This is a genomic window from Stenotrophomonas sp. GW821-FHT02D01 (assembly GCF_059421765.1).
This window is the reverse complement of record NZ_JBWKVP010000004.1, coordinates 23,420-44,781: the sequence shown is the minus strand read 5'-3', so window position 1 is coordinate 44,781 and position 21,362 is coordinate 23,420. Positions and strand designations below refer to the sequence as shown.

At 66.5% G+C, this 21,362-nt stretch carries 18 protein-coding genes; 12 read left to right on the top strand and 6 right to left on the bottom strand.

Features of this window, described 5'->3' with window-relative positions; all coding sequences use genetic code 11:
• Positions 1–62 precede the first annotated feature (62 nt).
• Entirely contained in the window at positions 63–938 is an 876-nt protein-coding gene (locus AC07UW_RS09870) for an energy transducer TonB (RefSeq protein ID WP_495211959.1), read from the top strand.
• Between the two features lie 58 nt (positions 939–996).
• On the opposite strand, the gene AC07UW_RS09865 is transcribed toward AC07UW_RS09870, so the two are convergent.
• The gene (locus AC07UW_RS09865) at positions 997–2,571 is read right to left on the bottom strand and encodes a sensor domain-containing diguanylate cyclase (protein ID WP_495211958.1); all 1,575 of its coding nucleotides are present in this window, start codon (positions 2,569–2,571) and stop codon (positions 997–999) included.
• A 284-nt stretch (positions 2,572–2,855) separates the two neighbouring features.
• On the opposite strand from AC07UW_RS09865, the gene AC07UW_RS09860 reads away from it, so the two are divergent.
• Positions 2,856–3,878: a hypothetical protein gene (locus AC07UW_RS09860; RefSeq protein ID WP_495211957.1), complete on the top strand. Its 1,023-nt coding sequence runs from the start codon at positions 2,856–2,858 to the stop codon at positions 3,876–3,878.
• An 87-nt stretch (positions 3,879–3,965) separates the two neighbouring features.
• On the opposite strand, the gene rho is transcribed toward AC07UW_RS09860, so the two are convergent.
• Together rho and trxA are read right to left on the bottom strand one after the other, a co-directional pair.
• The gene (rho, locus tag AC07UW_RS09855; RefSeq protein ID WP_223496882.1) at positions 3,966–5,744 is read right to left on the bottom strand and encodes a transcription termination factor Rho; all 1,779 of its coding nucleotides are present in this window, start codon (positions 5,742–5,744) and stop codon (positions 3,966–3,968) included.
• A gap of 229 nt (positions 5,745–5,973) precedes the next feature.
• Positions 5,974–6,303, bottom strand: coding sequence for a thioredoxin (gene trxA / locus AC07UW_RS09850; protein ID WP_025878607.1), 330 nt, complete (start codon positions 6,301–6,303; stop codon positions 5,974–5,976).
• 512 nt (positions 6,304–6,815) lie between these two features.
• On the opposite strand from trxA, the gene rhlB reads away from it, so the two are divergent.
• The 6 genes from rhlB (at position 6,816) to rpoH (ending at position 13,004) form a co-directional block, all read left to right on the top strand.
• A complete protein-coding gene (gene rhlB, locus AC07UW_RS09845) occupies positions 6,816–8,546 on the top strand; it encodes an ATP-dependent RNA helicase RhlB (RefSeq protein ID WP_313249954.1) in 1,731 nt (576 codons plus the stop codon).
• A gap of 119 nt (positions 8,547–8,665) precedes the next feature.
• Positions 8,666–9,352, top strand: coding sequence for a cell division ATP-binding protein FtsE (gene ftsE, locus AC07UW_RS09840; RefSeq protein ID WP_025878609.1), 687 nt, complete (start codon positions 8,666–8,668; stop codon positions 9,350–9,352).
• A 2-nt stretch (positions 9,353–9,354) separates the two neighbouring features.
• The gene (gene ftsX / locus AC07UW_RS09835) at positions 9,355–10,302 is read left to right on the top strand and encodes a permease-like cell division protein FtsX (protein WP_223496878.1); all 948 of its coding nucleotides are present in this window, start codon (positions 9,355–9,357) and stop codon (positions 10,300–10,302) included.
• A 7-nt stretch (positions 10,303–10,309) separates the two neighbouring features.
• Positions 10,310–11,152 (top strand): response regulator, encoded by an 843-nt coding sequence (locus AC07UW_RS09830; protein WP_025878611.1) that lies wholly within the window; start codon positions 10,310–10,312, stop codon positions 11,150–11,152.
• Positions 11,149–11,874 carry a uracil-DNA glycosylase gene (gene ung, locus AC07UW_RS09825; protein WP_336032597.1) on the top strand — a complete coding sequence of 242 codons (726 nt, stop codon included), beginning with the start codon at positions 11,149–11,151 and terminating at the stop codon, positions 11,872–11,874. The genes AC07UW_RS09830 and ung overlap by 4 nt, the downstream gene beginning before the upstream one ends.
• Positions 11,875–12,128: 254 nt before the next feature.
• Positions 12,129–13,004 carry an RNA polymerase sigma factor RpoH gene (gene rpoH, locus AC07UW_RS09820; protein WP_100462199.1) on the top strand — a complete coding sequence of 292 codons (876 nt, stop codon included), beginning with the start codon at positions 12,129–12,131 and terminating at the stop codon, positions 13,002–13,004.
• A gap of 135 nt (positions 13,005–13,139) precedes the next feature.
• On the opposite strand, the gene purD is transcribed toward rpoH, so the two are convergent.
• The 3 genes from purD to purH are packed head-to-tail and all read right to left on the bottom strand — an operon-like array spanning position 13,140 to position 16,961.
• A complete protein-coding gene (gene purD / locus AC07UW_RS09815; protein ID WP_313249949.1) occupies positions 13,140–14,423 on the bottom strand; it encodes a phosphoribosylamine--glycine ligase in 1,284 nt (427 codons plus the stop codon).
• A gap of 58 nt (positions 14,424–14,481) precedes the next feature.
• Positions 14,482–15,360, bottom strand: coding sequence for a hypothetical protein (locus AC07UW_RS09810; protein WP_313249948.1), 879 nt, complete (start codon positions 15,358–15,360; stop codon positions 14,482–14,484).
• Between the two features lie 17 nt (positions 15,361–15,377).
• On the bottom strand, positions 15,378–16,961 hold the full coding sequence (purH, locus tag AC07UW_RS09805) for a bifunctional phosphoribosylaminoimidazolecarboxamide formyltransferase/IMP cyclohydrolase (RefSeq protein ID WP_495211956.1): 1,584 nt from the start codon (positions 16,959–16,961) through the stop codon (positions 15,378–15,380).
• Positions 16,962–17,174: 213 nt separating this feature from the next.
• On the opposite strand from purH, the gene AC07UW_RS09800 reads away from it, so the two are divergent.
• The 4 genes from AC07UW_RS09800 to AC07UW_RS09785 are packed head-to-tail and all read left to right on the top strand — an operon-like array spanning position 17,175 to position 21,354.
• A complete protein-coding gene (locus AC07UW_RS09800; RefSeq protein WP_336032588.1) occupies positions 17,175–17,795 on the top strand; it encodes a CDP-alcohol phosphatidyltransferase family protein in 621 nt (206 codons plus the stop codon).
• 39 nt (positions 17,796–17,834) lie between these two features.
• Positions 17,835–19,586 (top strand): bifunctional alpha/beta hydrolase/class I SAM-dependent methyltransferase, encoded by a 1,752-nt coding sequence (locus AC07UW_RS09795; RefSeq protein ID WP_495211955.1) that lies wholly within the window; start codon positions 17,835–17,837, stop codon positions 19,584–19,586.
• Positions 19,586–20,920 carry a phosphatase PAP2/dual specificity phosphatase family protein gene (locus tag AC07UW_RS09790; protein WP_495211954.1) on the top strand — a complete coding sequence of 445 codons (1,335 nt, stop codon included), beginning with the start codon at positions 19,586–19,588 and terminating at the stop codon, positions 20,918–20,920. The genes AC07UW_RS09795 and AC07UW_RS09790 overlap by 1 nt, the downstream gene beginning before the upstream one ends.
• Positions 20,917–21,354: a hypothetical protein gene (locus AC07UW_RS09785; RefSeq protein WP_223496863.1), complete on the top strand. Its 438-nt coding sequence runs from the start codon at positions 20,917–20,919 to the stop codon at positions 21,352–21,354. Before AC07UW_RS09790 ends, AC07UW_RS09785 begins: the two co-directional genes overlap by 4 nt.
• Positions 21,355–21,362 lie beyond the last annotated feature (8 nt).

Below are 21,362 nucleotides of genomic sequence, written 5' to 3'. Positions count from 1 at the left end.
GTCGCGCCGACGGCGAGGAACTCGGGTAATCTCGGTGCTTTCATCACCAAGGATCGGCAATGATGCGTTCTTCTCTTTTCCTGGCACTGGCCCTTGCGGTGTCTGGCGGTGGCGCCCTGATCGATACCGCCGATGCGCAGACCGCGCGCGAGGTACGCAGGCAGGCCGAGGCCAGCATGACCCTCAGCGGGGTCATCGACATCGGCCGCGAAGGCCAGGTTGAAGGGTTCCAGCTCGATCACCGCGAGAAGGTTGATGCTGGCGTAGCGGGGTTCGTCGACAAGGCGGTGCAGAGCTGGCGATTTGAGCCGACGCTGGTCGACGGCAAGCCGATGCCTGCCCGTACTACCGTCCACCTGCGTCTGATTGCCGGCAACATGGAGGGCAACAGCATGCAGGTACGGGTGGTTGATGCGCGCTTCGGCAAGCTCGGCGGATCCAGTGCGCCGAGCACCGATGACGTCACCGCAGCGAAGACGCGCGCACCGGACTACCCACCACAGGCGGCATCGATCCGCGGGCAGGGCACTGTCATGCTTCTGGTCAAGGTAGGGCGTGATGGCAAGGTAGCTGACGTAATTGCCGAGCAGACCAACCTGACCGTGGTCGGTCCCGAGCGTACGATGAACCAGCTGCGCGACGTGCTTGCCAAGGCCAGTGTCAGGAGCGCCCGCGAATGGACCTTCAACCCGCCCACTACCGGCGAGGACAAGGACCGGGACTTCTGGACCGTGCGCGTGCCGGTCAATTATTTCTTCGACAAGCAGAGCGAGCGTTACGGCCGCTGGACCGCGTACATTCCCGGCCCGCGCCAGCAGGCGCCGTGGAAGACCGGTGAGGAAACCCAGGTCGCCGGAACCGATCTGCTGCCCGAAGGCGGTGTGTACATGGTGGGTCGTGCGCAGGAAGGCCCGCGCCTGCTGACCCCGCTGGGCTGATGCGTGATTGCGGGATGCACCGGGCCTGTCCCGGCGCATCCCGCTGGAATCGATGTGCTCAATCGGCGTGCGGGTACACCACCACCCGGTTGCGGCCCTGTTCCTTGGCCAGGTACAGGGCCTTGTCGGCCAAGCGCAGCGCCTGTTCCGGATCGGTATGGAAACTGGGGAAGTGGGCCACTCCCAGTGACACGGTGATGGTGCCCACCGGAGCGAACGGTTCGTCGGCGATGGCCTGGCGCAGGCGCTCGCCGGTCTGCCGGGCCGCTTCGATGCCAACGCCCGGCAGCAGCACCAGGAACTCCTCGCCACCGGCGCGGCACAGCACGTCGGTCTCGCGCGAATGGCGGCGCATCTGTTCGGCGATATGCACGATGGCCGCATCGCCGACGTCGTGACCGTGGCTGTCGTTGATCGACTTGAAGCGGTCGATATCCAGCGTCAGGATCGCAAACGGCAGGCCCTGCGCCTGCAGCGCGTCGAGCGCCTGCTGCAGCCCGCGACGGTTGAGCAGGCCGGTCAGCGGATCGGTACGGCTGGCGCGGTTGAGCGTGCCGATGCGGTCCTGCAGCGCATTGAAGCTGTACAGCACGGCCTGTTTCAGCTGCGCCACTTCGAAGTACCAGGCGCGGATGCCATTGACGTGGCTGATCGCATTGCCGGTGTCTTCGCCGTCCTGCACGTTGCGCGCCAGCTGCCACAGCGGCAGCGAAATGCGGCGGGCGAACCACCAGGTGATCAGCAGCGACAACACGCCCAGCGGAATGGCATTCCAGATCACCGCCGACATCAGGCGTGACAGTGGCTGCAGCGTCGCCTCGGTCGGGCGCTGCGCGACGATGCCCCAGCCGGTTGCCGCCACGGGCGCGTAACCGGCCAGCATCGCCACCTGGTGGTTGTTGCGAACCTGCTGCGCACCGCGCTGGCCGCGCATCACTTCCCTCACCGCCGGGTTGTTCAATGCGTAGGTGCCCACTTCCTTGGGGTTGTTGTGATAGATCAGACGGCCATGGCGGTCCACCACGTACAGGTAGGAACCATCGCGGTAATAGTGCGTACCCAGCAGCGTATTGAGTGCACTGCGCTGGCGCAGGTACAGCGTGCCGCTGACATAGCCCCGGTACTGGCCGCTGCGGTCGAATACCGGGTGCGAGATCGAGATCAGCAGCTTGCCGGTGGCCGACTGGTAGGGATCGCTGATCATCGGCTGGCGCCATTCCAATGCTGCCTTGTTGCCAGCGCTGCGCAGGATCTCGCCCTGCAGCTGCAGGCTCTGCGGCGAGGTCGCGATCACCCGCCCGTCGTTGGCCACCACCAGCGAGGAGTTGAAGCTGCTGGACTGCAGCTGCAGGCGACGGGCCTCATCCTGCGCCTGGGCCGGATCCATGTCGCTGTCGCCAAGCCGGGTGGCGGCATAGGCCAGCTGCTGCTGCGCGGCCAGCAGGAAGTTCTGCGTGGTCTCGGCCAGCTTGGTGGCGTACACGCGGTTGGCTTCCAGGGTGTTGCCCACCAGCTGGTCGCGCTGCACGCGATAGCTGGCAAGCAGCGTATTGGCCAGGGCGATGACGGCGCTGAGCAGGGCCAGGGCAAGGATCAGCTTGCCCAGGTTGAGCCGGGGGGACAGTGTGCGCATGCGGTTGAAGGATCGGGCAGGGCTGGACCCGCCGGATCCTCCGGATGGGGCAACAGCGGGAATCGGCGGCCCGGCCAGCACGGTCGGGGCGGAGAGTCAGGCATTTGTCCCGCAGATTATCGCCAAATCACCGGGCCGCGAAGTGAAGCCGCTGGTCATCCGGGGACAATCTGCAACTTGTTGAATGGAACGGGGGCCACGAGGCTGGAAACATGGTTTCTTTGGCTGGGCCCAATTCCATGCGACGTCTTCTGCAGACTCTCCGACTGGTTCCGTGCGCGCGCATGGTCCCTCACTTCATCGAACCTTCTCTTGCACAGGCGCGCATGCATCTCAAAACGGGAGATTTCTCGTTGCTTGAATCGCAGCTTGCGCAATTGTCTGCCGAATCCTACGAGGGCTTGGTCTGGCGTCTGGCAGATGATCGTCAGATGCCTGGATGGCTCAAGACGTGGTCACGGGCAAAGCCTCAGTCGCCTCATCCAGCGCTGCTTTCGGCCTATGTCGACATCTCCAACGCGTGGAAAGTCCGTGGTGAAACCTACGTAAGGGACATTCCGTTCCTGCGCCGGCGTAGGTTTCCGAAGATAATGAATCAGGCCTACGAGAAGTTCCTCGGCATCATCGAGAACGATCCCGGCCATGCGATGGCGCTGGCCGGCCTGATCCATTGCAATGTGGTGATCGGTGCTGGTGACGGTCATCGGGACCAATGGATGGATGCGGCGATGCTGGCCCAGCCGTTCCACTGCTCGGTCATTGTGCAGTACGCGCGAGGTACATATGCACGATGGGGGGGAGAGGTGGGCGAACACTACCAGTTTGCCGCCTGGGTAATGGAGAACGCGCCTGCCGGAAGTTGCTCGCTGGTGGTTGCGGCGCAGGCGATTCTGGATGATGCGCTGAGTGCATCCGAGGAGATCGATGACATCAGGCAGATCGCCCATCACCTCCGCGATGAGGACGCTGCCGCCTGGCTCCGGCAGGCCATCCTGAAGTGGGCTGGCGCCACGCCCGAGACGTTGGAGCGCCGCATTGACTCGATCATCGCTGCCCACGGCGACGACTACCATGCGGTTTGCCTTGAGTCATTCGCACTCGCCGCCTATTTCTGTGGGGCCACGAATGAGGCGCGCCTGCTGTTCACTGTACTGCGCGGTCGGCTGCAGGCGGAATTCTGGGAGTACTACGTTTCACCGCTGCCGATCTGGATGCATATGATCCGTTCGAAGTCGCGGGGTGCGTGCAGGGTCCACGATCGGGTCTGCCGCGACCTGGGGCTGGATCCCCGGCAGATCTGCCAATAGAACCCTGCCGCGCCGCAGATCGTCGTCGGCCTGAAAGAAAAAGCCCCGCACTGCGGGGCCTTTCCGTATTCCATCAATGCCGCGCGATCAGCGCTTCATCGAACCGAAGAACTCGTCGTTGGACTTGGTGTTCTTCATCTTGTCCAGCAGGAATTCCATCGCCGTCATTTCATCCATCGGATGCAGCAGCTTGCGCAGGATCCAGATCTTCTGCAGCAGCTCCGGCTCGATCAGCAGGTCTTCGCGACGGGTGCCGGAACGGTTGATGTCGATGGCCGGGAACACGCGCTTTTCAGCGATGCGACGGCTCAGGTGCACTTCGCTGTTGCCGGTGCCCTTGAACTCTTCGTAGATCACCTCGTCCATCTTCGAGCCGGTATCGACCAGCGCGGTGGCGATGATGGTCAGGCTGCCGCCTTCTTCCACGTTGCGCGCGGCACCGAAGAAACGCTTCGGGCGATGCAGGGCGTTGGCGTCCACACCACCGGTCAGCACCTTGCCCGAGCTCGGCACGACGTTGTTGTAAGCACGTGCCAGGCGGGTGATCGAGTCGAGCAGGATCACCACGTCCTTCTTGTGCTCGACCAGGCGCTTGGCGCGCTCGATGACCATTTCGGCCACCTGCACGTGGCGCGCGGCCGGTTCGTCGAAGGTCGAGCTGATGACCTCGCCGCGCACGGTGCGCTGCATTTCGGTCACTTCTTCCGGGCGCTCGTCGATCAGCAGCACGATCAGGTGCACGTCCGGATGGTTGGTGGTGATGGCCGTGGCCACCTGCTGCATCATCATCGTCTTGCCGGCCTTCGGCTGGGACACGATGAGCGAGCGCTGGCCCTTGCCCTGCGGTGCCATCAGGTCGAGGATGCGGCCGGTGATGTCTTCCGACGAACCGTTGCCGCGCTCCAGGGTGAAGCGGCGACGCGGGAACAGGGGGGTCAGGTTCTCGAACAGCACCTTGTTCTTCGACGCTTCCAGCGGCTCACCGTTGATGGTGTCCACGATCGACAGCGCGAAGTAACGCTCGCCGTCCTTCGGGAAGCGGATGCGGCCCGACAGATGGTCGCCGGTGCGCAGGTTGAAGCGGCGGATCTGGCTGGGCGAGATGTAGGTATCGTCCGGGCCGGCCAGGTAGCTGGCCTCGGCCGCGCGCAGGAAGCCGAAGCCGTCCGGCAGGATTTCCAGCACGCCGTCGGCGGCAACGCCGTCGCCGTGGCGGGTCAGCACCTTCAGCAGCGCGAAGATGACGTCCTGCTTGCGGGCACGGGCCACGCCTTCGGAAATCTGCAGCTGCTCGGCGATCTCCAGCAGCTTCTGGGCCGGCATGCGCTTGAGGTCGCTCAGCGAATAGACCGGGAAGCCTTCGGGTACGTTTGCGTGCGGACGCGGTACGAACGGCTGCTGTTCGCCGTTGTCGTTCGGCATGCCGTCGTCGCGGAAGCGACCGCCGTTGCCACCGCCACCACCGCCGCCGCCGCCATTGCGATCACGGTCGCGGCGGTTGCGGAAACGGTCACGGCGGTTGCCTTGGCCTTGCTGGCCCTGCTGGCCGCCCTGGTTGTAGGGGTTCTGGTTCTGGCCACCGCCCTGGTTGTTCTGCTGCGACTGCCGCGGCTGGCCGGATTCGCGGCCCTCGCCACCTTCACCGCCGCCACTGCTGGCAGGGGCCTCGGCGGCGGGTGCGCTCGGCGCGGAAGGCGCTGCGGCCGGTGCCGGCGCCTCGGGCGCGGCTGTCAGCGGCAGGGCAGGCTGCGCCGGAGCGCTGGTTTCGGCGGCGGCCGGAGCGGCAGCCTTGGTTACGCGGGCTTTGCGCACGCGCTTTTCGGCGGGCGCATCAGCGCTACCGGTTTCGGGAGTGTTATCGGACAAGAGCGTTATTCCTCGCTTGAAGGTGCGAGCGCCCGGCTGGGGCGGCGAACATTGGGAATGGGTCTGGAAGAAACTGCGTCCAGAAGATGCGGCACGCGAACGCGGCCGGATGTGCCGACACTATCATCGGCCCGCGGCGCCACGCAAGGGGCGCCGGATACGGTATTCAGTCAGGCGCCGGGGCGCCCGCCCGGCAGCCGTGGAAAACGGCTGCCGGTCACCCGCAGGATCAGGCCAGGGCCTTGTCCAGCAGGCCGGCCAGCTGGGCCTTGCCAACGGCACCGATCTGCTCGCCGACCTTCTCGCCGTCCTTGAAGACGACCAGGTAGGGAATCGAACGCACGTGGTACTTGGCGGCCAGGGCGCGGTTGTTGTCCACGTTGACCTTGGCGATCTTGGCGCGGCCCTGGTAGGCATCGGCCAGTTCGTCCAGCGCCGGGGCGATCATCTTGCAGGGGCCACACCATTCGGCCCAGAAATCGACCAGCACCGGTTCCTTGGAATTCAGCACGGCGCTATCAAAGTCGGCATCGCCGACGTGTACAACCTTGTCGCTCATCTTGGTTTCTCGTCTTGGATTGCACCCGGCCAGGCCGGAGGTGGGTGAACTGGGCCATGCCCGGTGGCGTGACCCTCGTCGTTGCCTCGCGGCGGACTGCCACGGTGCGTTCGGCGGGATGCCTGGACGCTCACGGCCGGCAGTGTACCCCTATCGCAGGGCGGGGACAGATGCTGGTTGGAACCCAGCGTATCGTGATCGGGGCTGAGCCCGGTATGTGTCCGATTTCACTGTCCATGCCAGAAATGGGGGTGCTGGCGCGGTAGGCCATGGGTGCATGCGCTGCTGTTCAAGCGCGGTACTGCGGGGTGAAGAGATGCGTCTCCGTAAGTGCTGAGACGCTCAATCCCGGTTTGCTGGCCCGAGTGCGGTAAACTGGGGCATTGTGCGGCGCGCGGACCCGAGGGGTCCCGGCCAGCCCGACCCGCCGCAGGGGCCGCAGTTTGCGACGGAGCCCCAGACAGATTTCAGTGCCGCCGCCCGCAGGTGCGTGGCCATACCAAGACGGACACATGAGCGACAAACCGCTGACCGATTTGACCTTTTCCTCCTTTGATCTGCATCCGGCCCTGCAGGCCGGTCTTGAAGGAGCCGGATTCACCCGTTGCACGCCCATCCAGGCGCTGACCCTGCCGGTCGCGCTGCCCGGTGGCGACGTCGCCGGCCAGGCCCAGACGGGCACCGGCAAGACGCTGGCCTTCCTGGTCGCTGTCGTGAACCGCCTGCTGACCCGCCCGGCACTGGCCGATCGCAAGCCGGAAGACCCGCGCGCGCTGATCCTGGCCCCCACCCGCGAACTGGCCATCCAGATCCACAAGGATGCGGTCAAGTTCGGTTCGGACCTGGGTCTGCGTTTCGCGCTGGTCTACGGCGGCGTTGATTACGACAAGCAGCGCGAGATCCTGCAGCAGGGCGTGGACGTCATCATCGCCACCCCGGGCCGCCTGATCGACTATGTCAAGCAGCACAAGGTGGTGTCGCTGCACGCCTGCGAAATCTGCGTGCTGGACGAAGCCGACCGCATGTTCGACCTGGGCTTCATCAAGGACATCCGCTTCCTGCTGCGCCGCATGCCCGAGCGCTCCACCCGGCAGACCCTGCTGTTCAGCGCCACCTTGAGCCACCGCGTGCTCGAGCTGGCCTATGAGCACATGAACGAGCCGCAGAAGCTGGTGGTCGAAGCCGAGACCATCACCGCCGCGCGCGTGCGCCAGCGCATCTACTTCCCGGCCGACGAAGAGAAGATTCCGTTGCTGCTGGGCCTGCTGTCGCGCAGCGAAGGCGCGCGCACCATGGTCTTCGTCAACACCAAGGTGTTCGTCGAGCGCGTGGCCCGTTCGCTGGAGCGTTCCGGCTACCGCGTCGGCGTGCTGTCCGGCGACGTGCCGCAGAAGAAGCGCGAGAGCCTGCTCAACCGCTTCCAGAAGGGCCAGCTGGAAATCCTGGTGGCCACCGATGTCGCCGCCCGCGGACTGCACATCGACGGCATCAAGTACGTCTACAACTACGACCTGCCGTTCGATGCCGAAGACTATGTGCACCGCATCGGCCGTACCGCCCGCCTGGGCGAGGAAGGCGATGCCATCAGCTTCGCCTGCGAGCGCTATGCGATGGGCTTGCCGGACATCGAGGCCTACATTGAACAGAAGATCCCGGTCGAAGCGGTCACCAGCGAGATCCTGACGTCGCTGCCGCGCCCCGAGCGTGCCGCACCGGCACCGGGTGAGGAAGGCGACGAGAACGAAAGCGTCGGCCAGATCTTCCGCGAAGCACGCGAAGCGCGTGCCGCCGAGGAAGAGCGTCGTGGCGGCGGCCGTAGTGGCGGTCGTTCCGGCAGCAGTGCTGGCGCCGGCCGTGGTGGCCGTGATGGCGAGCGCAGCGGCGAACGCCGTCCGCGTGGCCCGCGCAAGCCGCGTGTGGAAGGCGAGCAGGTAGCCGCCGCCGCAGTCGAAGGTGCGGTGACGGCTGAAGCTGCTGCCGTGCAGGCCCCGCGTCCGCCGCGCGCTGAAGCTGCGCCGGAAGGTGCGGTGGATGGCGAGCGCAAGCCGCGCAAGCGTCGTCGTCGTCGCCACGGCCGTCCGGTCGAGGGCGCCGAAGGTGTGGCAAGCAACGCCGGCAACGGTGCCAGCCCGGTCACTCCGGTGCAGGTGGTGGCCAAGCCGGTGCGTACCAGCGCCGATGCCGGCGACTCGTTCCTGACCCGTATCGGCCGCAAGATCCGCCGGATGCTCTCCGGCAGCTGATCGGTGCGGTAGCACCCGACCGTTGGTCGGGTGGCTTTCGGGGCGTGCCGGCCAACGGTCGGCACCCACCATCGCCCCGGCATCTCCACGCCGTCGCGCCGGTCCTGCATAATCGGGGCATGAGTGTCCTGCGCTTCGACAATGTCAGCAAACAGTACGCCGGTGGCCACGAAGCCCTGACCGATGTCAGCTTCGAGGTCGCGCCGGGCGAAATGCTGTTCGTCACCGGTCACTCCGGGGCGGGCAAGAGCACCCTGCTCAAGTTGATCCACCTCGACGAGCGGCCCAGCCGCGGCGCGGTGATGTTCGACGAGCGCAACCTGCTGAAGGTGCGCGGCGGCGATGTGCCGCGGCATCGACGCGCGGTCGGCGCGGTCTACCAGGACCACCGCCTGCTGATGGACCGCTCCATCGCCGAGAACGTGGCCCTGCCGCTGATCCTGCGCGGTACCCGCCGTGGCGACATCAACAAGCGCGTGCGTTCGGTGCTCGAGCGCATGGGCCTTGGCCACCGCGAGAAGGCGCTGCCCTCGCAGCTGTCGGCCGGTGAGCAGCAGCGCGTCGGCATCGCCCGGGCGATCGTCGGCGAGCCCAAGCTGCTGGTGGCCGACGAGCCGACCGGCAACCTCGATCCAACCCTGGCGGCCGAGATCATGTCCCTGTTCGCCGAGCTGCCTGCGCGCGGCACCAGCGTGCTGGTGGTCAGCCACGACCTGCCGCTGCTGCGCCACATGCGCAAGCGCGTGCTGATCCTCGACCACGGCCGGCTGGTGGACGACATCTCGCCGCAGGATCTGGCGGAGTAACCATGGCCAAGAACGAAAACACCGAAGCCGCTGCGCCGTCGCGCCTGGGCGTGTGGTTCCAGCATCACGTGCACAGCGTGGTGTTCAGCCTCGGCCGCGCCTGCCGCAAACCGTGGGCGACGCTGCTGACCGTGATGGTCATGGCGCTGGCCCTGGCGCTGCCGCTGGGCCTGTCGATCGCGCTGGACAACCTCAAGCAGTTTGCCGGGAGCGTGCAGCAGTCGCGCGACATCAATGTCTTCCTGAAGGCGGACGTCGACGGCCCCGGTGCGCTGCGCCTGGCCGGTGAACTACGCGATCGCCCGGACGTGGCCAGTGTCACCGTACGCACGCCGGATCAGGGCCTGGAGGAGCTGCGCCAGGCCGGCCTCGGCGAAGCCATCGACGCACTCAACGACAACCCGTTGCCCTCGCTGCTGGTGGTCACCCCCGGCCAGGGCCAGGACGATGCGCGGCTGGCGCGCGCGCTGGAGAGCCTGCCCGGGGCAGACCTGGTCCAGCACGACGCGTTGTGGCGCCAGCGCCTGGATGCCTGGCTCGCGTTTGGTGCGCGGCTGGTGCAGGTGCTGTCGGTGCTGCTCGGCGCCGGTGCCGCGCTGGTGGTCGGCAACACCGTGCGCCTGGACATCCAGGCCCGCCGCGAGGAAATCGGCGTGCTGCAGCTTCTCGGCGCCAGCGATGGTTTCATCCGCCGCCCGTTCCTGTACCTGGGTGCCTGGTATGGCCTGGGCGCCGGTGCGGTCGCGTTGGGCCTGATCGGCATTGCCGGTGCCGCCCTGCGCGCGCCGTTGGCCGAGCTGTCGCGCAGCTACGGCAGCCCGTTCGTACTGCATGGCCTGGACCTGCTGCATGGCAGCCTGGTGCTGCTCGGCACCCTGTTGCTGGGCTGGCTGGGTGCATGGCTGGTGACCGGTCACTTCCTCCGCCAGACCCGCCCGACAGACACCTGAGACCGGCATGCAACCGCAAGCGCTGAAGCACCTTGAAGGGCCCGCGACGCGGGTGATGGTGGTTGACGGTTCCAAGCTGGTACGCAAGCTGATTGCCGACGTCCTGCAGCGCGATCTGCCGGGCGTGGAGGTGATCGGCTGCGACAGCATCGAAGACGCACAGCATGCGCTGGCGCAGGGCCCGGTCGATCTGGTCACCACCTCGTTGACCCTGCGCGATGGCGACGGCCTGGCGCTGGCGCGGATGGTGCGCGAAGCGGCAGGGCAGGCCTATGTGCCGGTGATCGTGGTCTCCGGCGACGCTCAGCAGCACCTGGAGCAGCGCCGCTTCACCGAGTACGTCACCGACTATTTCGACAAATCGCTGGGCCACGAGGCCCTTGCGACGTTCGTGCGCGGCTACGTGCAGCCGCAGACCATTCCCGGCGCGACCATCCTCTACATCGAGGACAGCCGGGTGGTGGCCGAGGCCACCAAGCGCATGCTCGAGCGCCAGCAGCTCAACGTGATGCATGTGGTCAGCGCCGAAGAAGCGTTCACCCTGCTGACCGCCGAATCGCTGGGGCGCAGCCGCCATCGCATCGACCTGGTGCTGACCGATGTGACCCTGAAGGGAGAGCTGAGCGGCCGCGACGTGGTGCAGCGCGTGCGCGTGGACTTCGGCTACGGCAAGCGCCGCCTGCCGGTGCTGGTGATGACCGGCGATGGCAATCCGCACAACCAGACCGGCCTGCTGCAGGCTGGCGCCAACGACCTGGTGCTGAAGCCGATCGAAGAGCGCCTGCTGATCACCAAGGTGCTGTTCCAGCTGCGGCTGGCCCGACTGAATGATGGACCCCTGTTGCGATGATCGATGAAGTAGTGGACACCCCGGCGATCCAGCTGGAACCGAGCTGGAAGCAGCGTGTGGGCGATTACCTGCTGCAGCCGCAGATGCGCGAGCTGTCCAGCTTCCTGCGGCAGCGCAAGGCCAGCGGTGCGGCGGTGTTCCCGCCTGGACCGCAGATCTTCGCCGCCTTTGATGCGACGCCGTTCGATCAGGTGAAAGTGGTCATCCTCGGCCAGGACCCGTACCACGGCCGTGGACAGGCCCATGGCCTGAGTTTCTCGGTGCAGCCGGGCGTGCCGGTGCCGCCGTCGTTGTTGAACATCTACAAGGAAATCGAGGGTGACCTCGGTATTGGCCGTCCGGACCATGGCTGCCTGATTCCCTGGGCACAGCGCGGCGTGCTGCTGCTCAACGCGGTGCTGACGGTGGAAGAGGGCAAGGCCGGTGCCCACCAAGGGCGCGGATGGGAAGGCTTCACCGATCACGTGGTGGACGTGCTCAACCGTGAGCGCGAGGGCCTGGTGTTCATGCTCTGGGGCGCCTACGCGCAGCAGAAGGGCAAGGTGATCGATGGCGGTCGCCACCGCGTGCTGAAATCGCCGCATCCCTCGCCGCTGTCGGCCCACCGTGGGTTCCTCGGTTGCCGTCATTTCTCGATGGCCAACGAATACCTGCAGCGCCGCGGACAGACCCCGATCGACTGGTCGCTGCCGCCGCGGGCGACGCTGGCGGCAACGGGCTGAACGGCGGGCAACGCTGCCCGGTGTTGAATGGGCGAAACCGCCACCTGTTCAGCTCCCTTTGACCCGGAATGGCCGTGGTTTGCGGGCTAGTGGGTTGAATTCCAAGGGATTGTGTATCCCGAAAAGCGCGCTCGCCACTGTCATCAAATCGCGTTACGGTAGGGCTCTGTTTGGGACCAGTGTTTCATCAGTGGAATGCTGGAACTTTTTCCTCCTTTAGCAGTCCAAATCCCAGACTGCTAAGATGGGTGCCTATGAGCCAGAACACCTCTACTGCCCTTGTGGCAAACAATCTGCCGATTCCCAGTGCGCTCGGTTCGCTGGACGCCTATATCGGTGCCGTGCACCAGATCCCGGTGCTGTCGGTCGATAACGAACAGGACCTGGCCCGTCGCTTCCGCGACGGCAACGATCTGGACGCTGCCCGTGAGCTGGTGCATTCGCACCTGCGCTTCGTGGTGCACGTGGCCCGCGGTTACAACGGCTACGGCCTCGCGCTGGGCGACCTGATCCAGGAAGGCAACATCGGCCTCATGAAGGCGGTCAAGCGCTTCGACCCCGACATGGGCGTGCGCCTGGTGTCCTTCGCCGTGCATTGGATCCGTGCCGAGATGCACGAGTTCATCCTGAAGAACTGGCGCATCGTGAAGGTCGCCACGACCAAGGCGCAGCGCAAGCTGTTCTTCAACCTGCGCAAATCGAAGAAGCGCCTGGGCTGGATGAACGCCGCCGAAGTCACCGCGGTGGCCAAGGACCTGAACGTGTCCGAGCGCGAGGTGCTTGAAATGGAATCGCGCCTGTCCGGCCGCGATATCGGTTTCGATGCGCCGACCGATGAAGACAACGACCACGCGCCGCCGTCGCCGGCTGCGTATCTGGTGGCCAATGACGAAGATCCGTCGATGGCCTACGAGCGCGAGGACAGCGAAGACAACCAGATGCAGCTGCTGCGCGAAGGCCTGGCGGAACTGGATGCGCGTTCGCGCGACATCATCCGCCGCCGTTGGCTGGATGCGGACAGCAAGGTGACGCTGCAGGAACTGGCGGACGAGTACGGCGTATCGGCCGAGCGTATCCGCCAGGTCGAAGCGAACGCGCTGAAGAAGATGAAGGCGCTGTTCACCGCTTGAGGCGATGAAGCGTTTGAGTAATGGAAAGGCCCGGCATTGCCGGGCCTTTGCTTTTTCCGAGGTATTCAATCCACGCATGGCGTGGATCTACTTCGCGATCCAGTAGATCCACGCCATGCGTGGATCAGCGCGGTCTTAGTTTTCGCGTGCGATCGCCCGCCAGCCGATGTCACTGCGGTGGAACTCGTTGGCCCAGGTCACCTTCGCCACACCCGCATACGCGTTCGCCTGCGCGTCGCGCACGCTGTCGCCCAACGCCGCCACGCACAGCACGCGGCCACCGGCGCTGAGCACCTGGCCCTGCGCATCCAGCGTCGTTCCTGCATGGAACACCTTGGCCATTGCCGGCACTTCATCCAGGCCGGAGATCACCTCGCCGGTGATCGGCGTTTCCGGGTAAGGCTTGGCTGCCAGCACCACGCCGAGCGACGGGCGCGGATCCCATTGCGCTTCCACCTGGTCCAGGCGGCCATCGATCGCCGCTTCCACCAGCTCCACCAGGTCCGACTGCAGGCGCAGCATCACCGGCTGGGTTTCCGGGTCGCCGAAACGCACGTTGAACTCGATCACCTTCGGCGCGCCGCTGGCGTCGATCATCAGGCCCGCGTAGAGGAAACCAGTGAACGGTATGCCATCGGCGATCATGCCCTGCACGGTCGGGTTCACCACCTCGCGCATCACCCGGGCATGCACTTCAGGTGTCACCACCGGGGCCGGCGAGTACGCACCCATGCCGCCGGTGTTCGGACCGGTGTCGCCGTCGCCGACGCGCTTGTGATCCTGCGAGGTGGCCATCGGCAGTGCATGCACGCCATCGACCATCGAAATGAAGCTGGCTTCCTCGCCGTCGAGGAATTCCTCGATCACCACGCGTGCACCGGCATCGCCGAAGGCGTTGCCCGAGAGCATGTCGCGCACCGCGTCTTCGGCTTCGGCGAGGGTCATTGCCACGATCACACCCTTGCCGGCGGCCAGGCCGTCGGCTTTGACCACGATCGGCGCGCCCTTCTCGCGCAGGTAGGCCAGTGCCGCGTCCACCTCGGTGTGCACCGAATAGAACGCGGTGGGGATGTTGTGGCGTGCCAGGAAATCCTTGGCGTAGGCCTTGCTGCCTTCCAGCTGCGCGGCTGCCGCCGTCGGCCCGAAGATGCGCAGGCCGGCAGCGCGGAAGCGGTCGACCACGCCGGCCACCAGCGGCACTTCCGGGCCGACCACGGTCAGCGCCACGCCTTCGGCCTGGGCCAGGGCGAGCAGGCCATCGATGTCGGTGACCTTCACCGCGACGTTGCGGCACTTGTCTTCGTTGGCGGTGCCGGCATTGCCGGGCGCGACGATCACTTCGGTGACACGGGAGGACTGGGCCAGCTTCCATGCCAGGGCGTGTTCGCGGCCGCCAGAGCCGATGACAAGTACGTTCATCACGAGATTCCAGATTGCGTGGGAAGGGAAGGTCGATAGCCCCGGCGGCGCGCGTGGTTCACTCGCAGCCTTCGCGTCGCAGTGATTCGGGGAAGGAGTAGGTCCAGGACTTCGCGTCCAGGGTGAAGCGGTGCTCCTGGCGCACCCGCTTGCCGCCGCAGGTGTTGCCGGTTTCCTCGATCAGCAGTGGCCAGATGCGCGCACTGCGGTCGCTGTCGTCGAAACGCAGTGCGAAATCGATGCTGAAGCGGCGGGTGCGGCAGTCTTCGGCGGTATCGGGGTCGGCGGCCGCGTCGACGTTCTCGCATTCGTACTGGGCGTCGTTGTCGATGTGGCTGCGCACGTTGCCGGTGCTGGTCAGGCCTTTCGGGCCCGGCAGGACCAGGGTCTGCGAGAGCAGCGAGAAGCCCTGGCCGAACCAGCCATCCTCGACTCGGAAGCCGTAGAAATCGCTGCCGGCGCGGATGATGCTGGCGGTGCCGGGCTGGCCACCACTGCCGAAGCGCTCGCCGGTCAGCTCGCTGGTTATCCCGAAGCCATCGCCCTTGGGCTGCAGCACGAAGAACTCGATCGTTCCCGGGTCGATATGCGCACCATCGACCAGCGCACCGCACACCGCCAGTAGTTGTTGCCAGCTGTCACCGGTCACCACCGGTTGCTCGGCGCAGACCTGCCAGTCGATCGCGCGCGTTTCATCGTCCTGGGTCCAGCTGCCGCGCCATTGGCCGGAAAGCTTGGCGTCCTTGCCGTAACGCCCGGTCAGGAACGCCTGCAGACGCGCGGTGCGACTGACATGCGCCGCCGGTTCGCTGGCGGCGGGCTTTGCCGCATCTGCCTGCGGGGCAGATGCGGGTTCGGCAGCCGGCTTGCAGCCGGCCAGCAGGGCCGTGCCAGCGAAGGCGAGCACGGCAAGCGGTTTCAAAGAGACTGCAGACATCCGTGTCGCTCCAGTAATCAGTGGCGGAAGTGGCGGACGCCGGTGAACACCATGGCCAGGCCATGTTCGTCGGCGGCAGCGATGACTTCAGCATCGCGCATCGAACCGCCCGGCTGGATCACCGCCTTGATGCCGGCGGCGGCAGCGGCGTCGATGCCGTCGCGGAACGGGAAGAACGCATCGGAGGCCATCACCGACCCTTCGACCACCAGGTTCGCATCGGCGGCCTTGATGCCGGCGATGCGCGCCGAGTAGACGCGGCTCATCTGGCCGGCACCCACGCCGATGGTGCGGTTGTCCTTGGCGTAAACGATTGCGTTGGACTTCACGAACTTGGCGACCTTCCAGGCGAACAGCAGGTCGGTGAACTGCTTGTCGGTCGGTGCCAGCTTGCTGACCACCTTCAGTTCGTCGCGGGTCATGCCGCGGTTGTCCGACGACTGCAGCAGCAGGCCCGAGCCCACGCGCTTGTTGTCGAAGTTGTTCAGGCCGTCGCCGTGCGGGATGCGCAGCACGCGCACGTTGGCCTTCTTCTGCGCGTATTCCAGCGCGGCCGGTTCGTAGTCCGGCGCAATCAGGACTTCAACGAACTGGCGGTCCAGGATCACCTGCGCGGTGGCTGCATCGAGCGGCTTGTTGAAGGCGATGATGCCGCCGAAGGCGCTGGTCGGGTCGGTGGCGTAGGCCAGCTCGTAGGCATCGCCGTTGCCGGCGCCAATGGCCACGCCGCACGGGTTGGCATGCTTGACGATGACACAGGCCGGCGCGTCGAACTGGCGCACGCATTCCCAGGCTGCATCGGCATCGGCCAGGTTGTTGTAGCTCAGTTCCTTGCCCTGCAGCTGCTGGAAGGTGGCCAGCGTGCCCGGCACCGGATGCAGGTCGCGGTAGAACGCGCCGCTCTGGTGCGGGTTCTCACCGTAGCGCAGGTCCATCACCTTCACGAAGGTGGAATTCATCTGTGCTGGGTATTCGGCGCGCACCGGCACGGCGGCGTCGGTGGCGGTGACCGCCGACAGGTAGTTGCTGATCGCCGCGTCGTACTGGGCGACGCGGTTGAACGCGGCTACCGAGAAAGCGAAACGGGTGCCGGCCGACAGCTGGCCGTCGTTGGCATCCAGCGAGGCCAGCAGTTCGGCGTACTGCGACGGGTCGGTGGCCACCGCCACGCGGGCGAAGTTCTTGGCCGCCGAGCGCAGCATCGCCGGGCCGCCGATGTCGATGTTCTCCACCGCATCGGCCAGGGTGCAGTCGGCCTTGGCGGTGACCGATTCGAACGGGTACAGGTTCAGCACCAGCAGGTCGATGGCACCGATGCCGTGCTCGGCCATCACCGCGTCGTCCAGGCCGGAGCGGCCCAGCAGGCCGCCATGCACCATCGGATGCAGGGTCTTGACCCGGCCATCCATCATTTCCGGGAAGCCGGTGACCTCGGCGACGTCCTTCACGGCCAGGCCCGCATCGCGGATCGCCTTGGCGGTACCGCCGGTGGACAGCAGCTCCACGCCGCGTGCAGCCAGCGCGGTGGCCAGCTCGACCAGGCCGGTCTTGTCGGAAACGGAGAGGAGGGCCCGGCGGACGGGCAACAGATCAGCAGTCATGGGGACAGGGCAATCGGCAGCGGAGCGGGGCCGATATTGTAGGCGGTGGGGGCCGGTGGCGGGTGCTGGTGGGGGAAATTGGCCGGTGCAGACCCCGTCGCGGGTGCGCTCGGTAGCGTCTGCATGGACCGGCATTGGAGGCAATTCGATACGTGGTGCTGTCGCAATCAGGTAGGCTGTGCCCGCACTGCCAAGGATTAGCGGGTTCAGATCGTGTCGATCTATGCATTGAAAGGACGTTTCCAGGACCTGCTGCGTCCGGCCGTACACGGCCTGTACCGCATGGGGATCACCGCCAACACGGTGACCGTGGTCGCGGCCGTGGTCTCGCTGCTGGTGGCCGCTGCGGTGTGGTGCTGCGCTCCCACCCAGCCGCTGCTGTATCTGGCCCTGCCGCTGTGGATGCTGCTGCGCATGGCCCTCAACGCCGTCGACGGCATGCTGGCCCGCGAGTTCGGCCAGCAATCGCGGCTGGGCGCCTATCTGAACGAGTTGTGCGATGTGATCGCCGACGCGGCCTTGTACCTGAGCCTGCTCAGCGTACCGGGCGTGCGTGCGGAGGCACTGTGGCTGCTGGCCTGGGCCGCCGCGCTGAGCGAGTACGCCGGCGTGCTGGGCCTGATGGTCGGCGCCAGCCGCCGCTATGACGGCCCGATGGGCAAGAGCGACCGCGCGTTCGTGATCGGCGTGCTGGGCCTGCTGCTGGCGTTTGGCTGGGCAGGCGCGACCGTGGTCAGCGCGGTCGCCGCACTGGCCGCACTGCTGTGTGTGCTGACGATGGCCCGTCGCGTACGCCAGGGATTGAAGGAAGCCGCGGCGACACCGCAGCGGTAAACACAACAAGACTACACGCCCAATCAATACGGAGATTGCATGCGTCAGGCGCAGGAACGGGAATTCCACAGCTTCGACCAGGTACCGCTGTTCTACCGGTACTGGCCGAGCACCACGGCAACCACGTCGGCCAAGGCCATCGTGCTGTTGCATCGCGGCCATGAACACTCAGGCCGGGTCACCCATCTGGTCGACGAACTGGACCTGCCCGACACAGCTTTCTTTGCATGGGATGCGCGCGGCAACGGCCGTTCACCCGGCACGCGCGGCGATGCACCGGGCTTCCCGGCGCTGGTACGCGACCTGGACAGTTTCATCGCCCACATCGGTGCCGAGCATGGCATCGCGGTGGAGGACATCGTGGTCATCGCACAAAGCGTGGGCGCGGTGGTTGCCGCCACCTGGGTGCATGACTATGCGCCGCGGTTGCGCGCGCTGGTGATGGCCTCGCCCGCCTTCAAGGTGAAGCTGTACGTGCCTTTCGCACGCGCTGGGCTGGCGCTGATGCAGAAGCTGCGCGGCAACTTCTTCGTCAACAGCTACGTCAAGCCGCAGTGGCTGACCCACGACCCGGCACGGGTGGAAAGCTACCGCACCGATCCGCTGATCACCCGGCCGATCTCGGTGCGCGTGCTGCTGGGCCTGTACGAAGCCGCCGACCGCATCGTGGCCGACGCGCAGGCGATCAGCGTGCCGGTGCAGTTGCTGGTATCGGGCTCGGACTTCGTGGTGCATCGCGGCCCGCAGGACCGTTTCTACGAACGCCTGTCCAGCCCGATCAAGGAGCGTGTGCACCTGCCGGGCTTCTTCCACGACACCCTCGGCGAGCGCGACCGTGCGCCGGCGCTGGCGCGTATCCGCAGCTTCATCCAGGCGCGCTTTGCCGAACCGCTGCAGGAACTGTCGCGGCGCGATGCGCATCGGCATGGCCCGACCTTCGAGGAATCGGAGATCCTGTCCTGGCCACCGGAGCGCAACAGCCTGGCCGACCTGCGTTGGCGCGTGGTGCGCGGTGGCCTGCGTTTCGGCGGCACGCTGTCGGAGGGCATCGCGCTGGGCCTGCAGACCGGCTTCGACTCGGGCAGCACGCTGGACTACATCTACCGTGATGAGGCGCGGGGCAAGGGCCCGCTGGGCCGGATGGTCGACCGCAACTATCTGGATGCGATCGGTTGGCGCGGCATCCGCGTGCGCGGCAAGCACCTGCAGGAACTGCTGCGCGATGCCGCCCAGCGACTGCGCGGGCAGGGCGCGCCGGTGCGCGTGCTGGACGTGGCGGCCGGCCATGGCCGTTACGTGCTGGAAGCACTCGGCCAGGGCGAACAGCGTGCCGACCGCATCGTGCTGCGCGATTTCAGCGATCTGAACGTAACGCAGGGCAAAGCCTTGATCGAGCGCCTCGGCGCGGCCGACATCGCCCGCTTCGAACAGGGCGATGCGTTCGATCCGGCGCAGCTGGCAGCGGTGGAACCGGCGCCGACGCTGGCGGTGGTGTCCGGCCTGTACGAACTGTTCCCGGACAACGATGCGGTGCTGCGTTCGCTGCAGGGCATCGCCGCGACGGTGCCGGTGGGCGGTTACCTGGCCTACACCGGGCAGCCGTGGCATCCGCAGCTGGAGTTCATCGCGCGTGCGTTGACCAGCCATCGTGGTGGTGCGGCGTGGGTGATGCGCCGCCGTACCCAGCACGAGATGGACGAACTGGTACGCCTGGCCGGCTTCCAGAAGGTGGCCCAGCGCATCGATGACTTCGGCATCTTCACCGTATCGCTGGCACGACGGATCGCGTGATGGCGACGCTGGCGGCAACCGCATCATCCAGCGAGGCGCGCCCCTGGCGGCGCGCCCTGCTGTGGCTGGCCCTGCTCGGTCCGTTCTTCTTCGCCAGCTATGGCTTCGCCAACTGGATGGCCGGCCGCCATGCCCAGCTGCCGGTGATGGCATTTGCCTGGGAGGCGCGGATTCCGTTCGTGCCGTGGACGATCGTGCCGTACTGGTCGATCGACCTGTTCTATGCGATCTCGTTCTTCCTGTGCCGGCGCCGGCTGGAGCTGGACCGGCACGCGCTGCGCCTGCTCAGCGCGCAGGTGATCGCGGTGGCATGCTTCCTGTTGTGGCCGTTGCGCTTCAGCTTCGAACGGCCGGAAATCGGCGGTGTGTTCGGCTGGTTGTTCGACGTGCTGCTGGGCTTCGACAAGCCATTCAACCAGGCGCCGTCGCTGCACATCGTGCTGCTGATCGTGCTGTGGGTGAAGTTCGCGCAGTACCTGCACGGGGTCTGGCGGCTGGTGCTGCATGTGTGGGCGCTGCTGATCGGCATTTCGGTGCTGACCACGTTCCAGCATCACTTCATCGACATTCCCACCGGGCTGCTGGCCGGCTGGTTGTGCGTGTGGCTGTGGCCGGAGCAGGGCACGCCGCCTTTGCGTGCCTGGCAGGCCGCCGGTGACCCGAAGCGTTGGCGGCTGGCCGCGTTGTATGTGTTGGGTGCCGGCCTGCTGCTGGTGCCGGTGGTGATGCTGCGCGGCACCGCATTGTGGCTGCTGTGGCCCATGGTGTCGTTGCTGCTGGTGTCGCTGGCCTACGCCGGGCTGGGCACGGCGGTGTTCCAGAAGCGCGCCGATGGCCGGTTGACGATGGCGGCGCGCTGGCTGCTGGCACCGTACCTGGCTGCCGCATGGATCAATTCGCGGCTGTGGACGCGCCGTGCGCCGCAGCCGGTGCACGTGGCTGACGCGGTCTGGCTGGGGCGCCTGCCAGGCACCGCACTGCCGGCACCGCTGGTGGGCGTGGTCGACACCTGTGCCGAGTTGTCCTGCCGCGCGCCGGGAGCAGCGTACGCCAGCGTGCCGATGCTGGACCTGGTGGTGCCGTCGGCCGCGCAGCTGCGTGCAGCGGCAGATGCCATTGAACGCCTGCGCGGCCATGGCCCCGTCCTGGTCTGCTGTGCGCTGGGGTATTCGCGCAGCGCGGCCAGCGTGGCGACCTGGCTGCTGCGCACCGGCCGTGCGCGCGATGTGGCCGACGCCTTGTCGATCGTGCGTGGCGCGCGGCCGTCGATCGTGCTGCACGACGTTCATCTACAGGTGATCGCGGCCGCTGCCGCGCAGGAGACCATTGCATGAGCGCCGTGCCCGATCTGCCGATGATGCACCTGCTGCTGCGACAGGGGCGATTGCCTGCCGCGTTGTCACTGGGCCTGCTGCTGGTAGCCCTGTTGTTGTTGGGCATCGAGCCTGGGCTGGCGATGTTCGCCGCTGGCCTGCTGCTGCTGAGCCTGGTTGCAGGCGTTCTGCAGGCGTACTACGCGGTGCGCGTGCAGTTGGATGCCAGCCTGCTGCGCCTGCTGCAGCAGGAGGGGCTGCAGGGGGAAGACGCGGCACAGCGGGTGGACCAGGCACTGCACACCGCTGGCCTGCGCAGGCTGGACGCACAGGTGCCGACGCGTGGTTGGGATGCGCGCTGGACTGGCATGCGTCGCCTGCTGATGCGCCAGTACGCCGCCACGCTGCTGCAGTTCGCTGCCCTGCTGCTGGCCGTGCTGTGGCCGCAGACCTGACCGGAGGT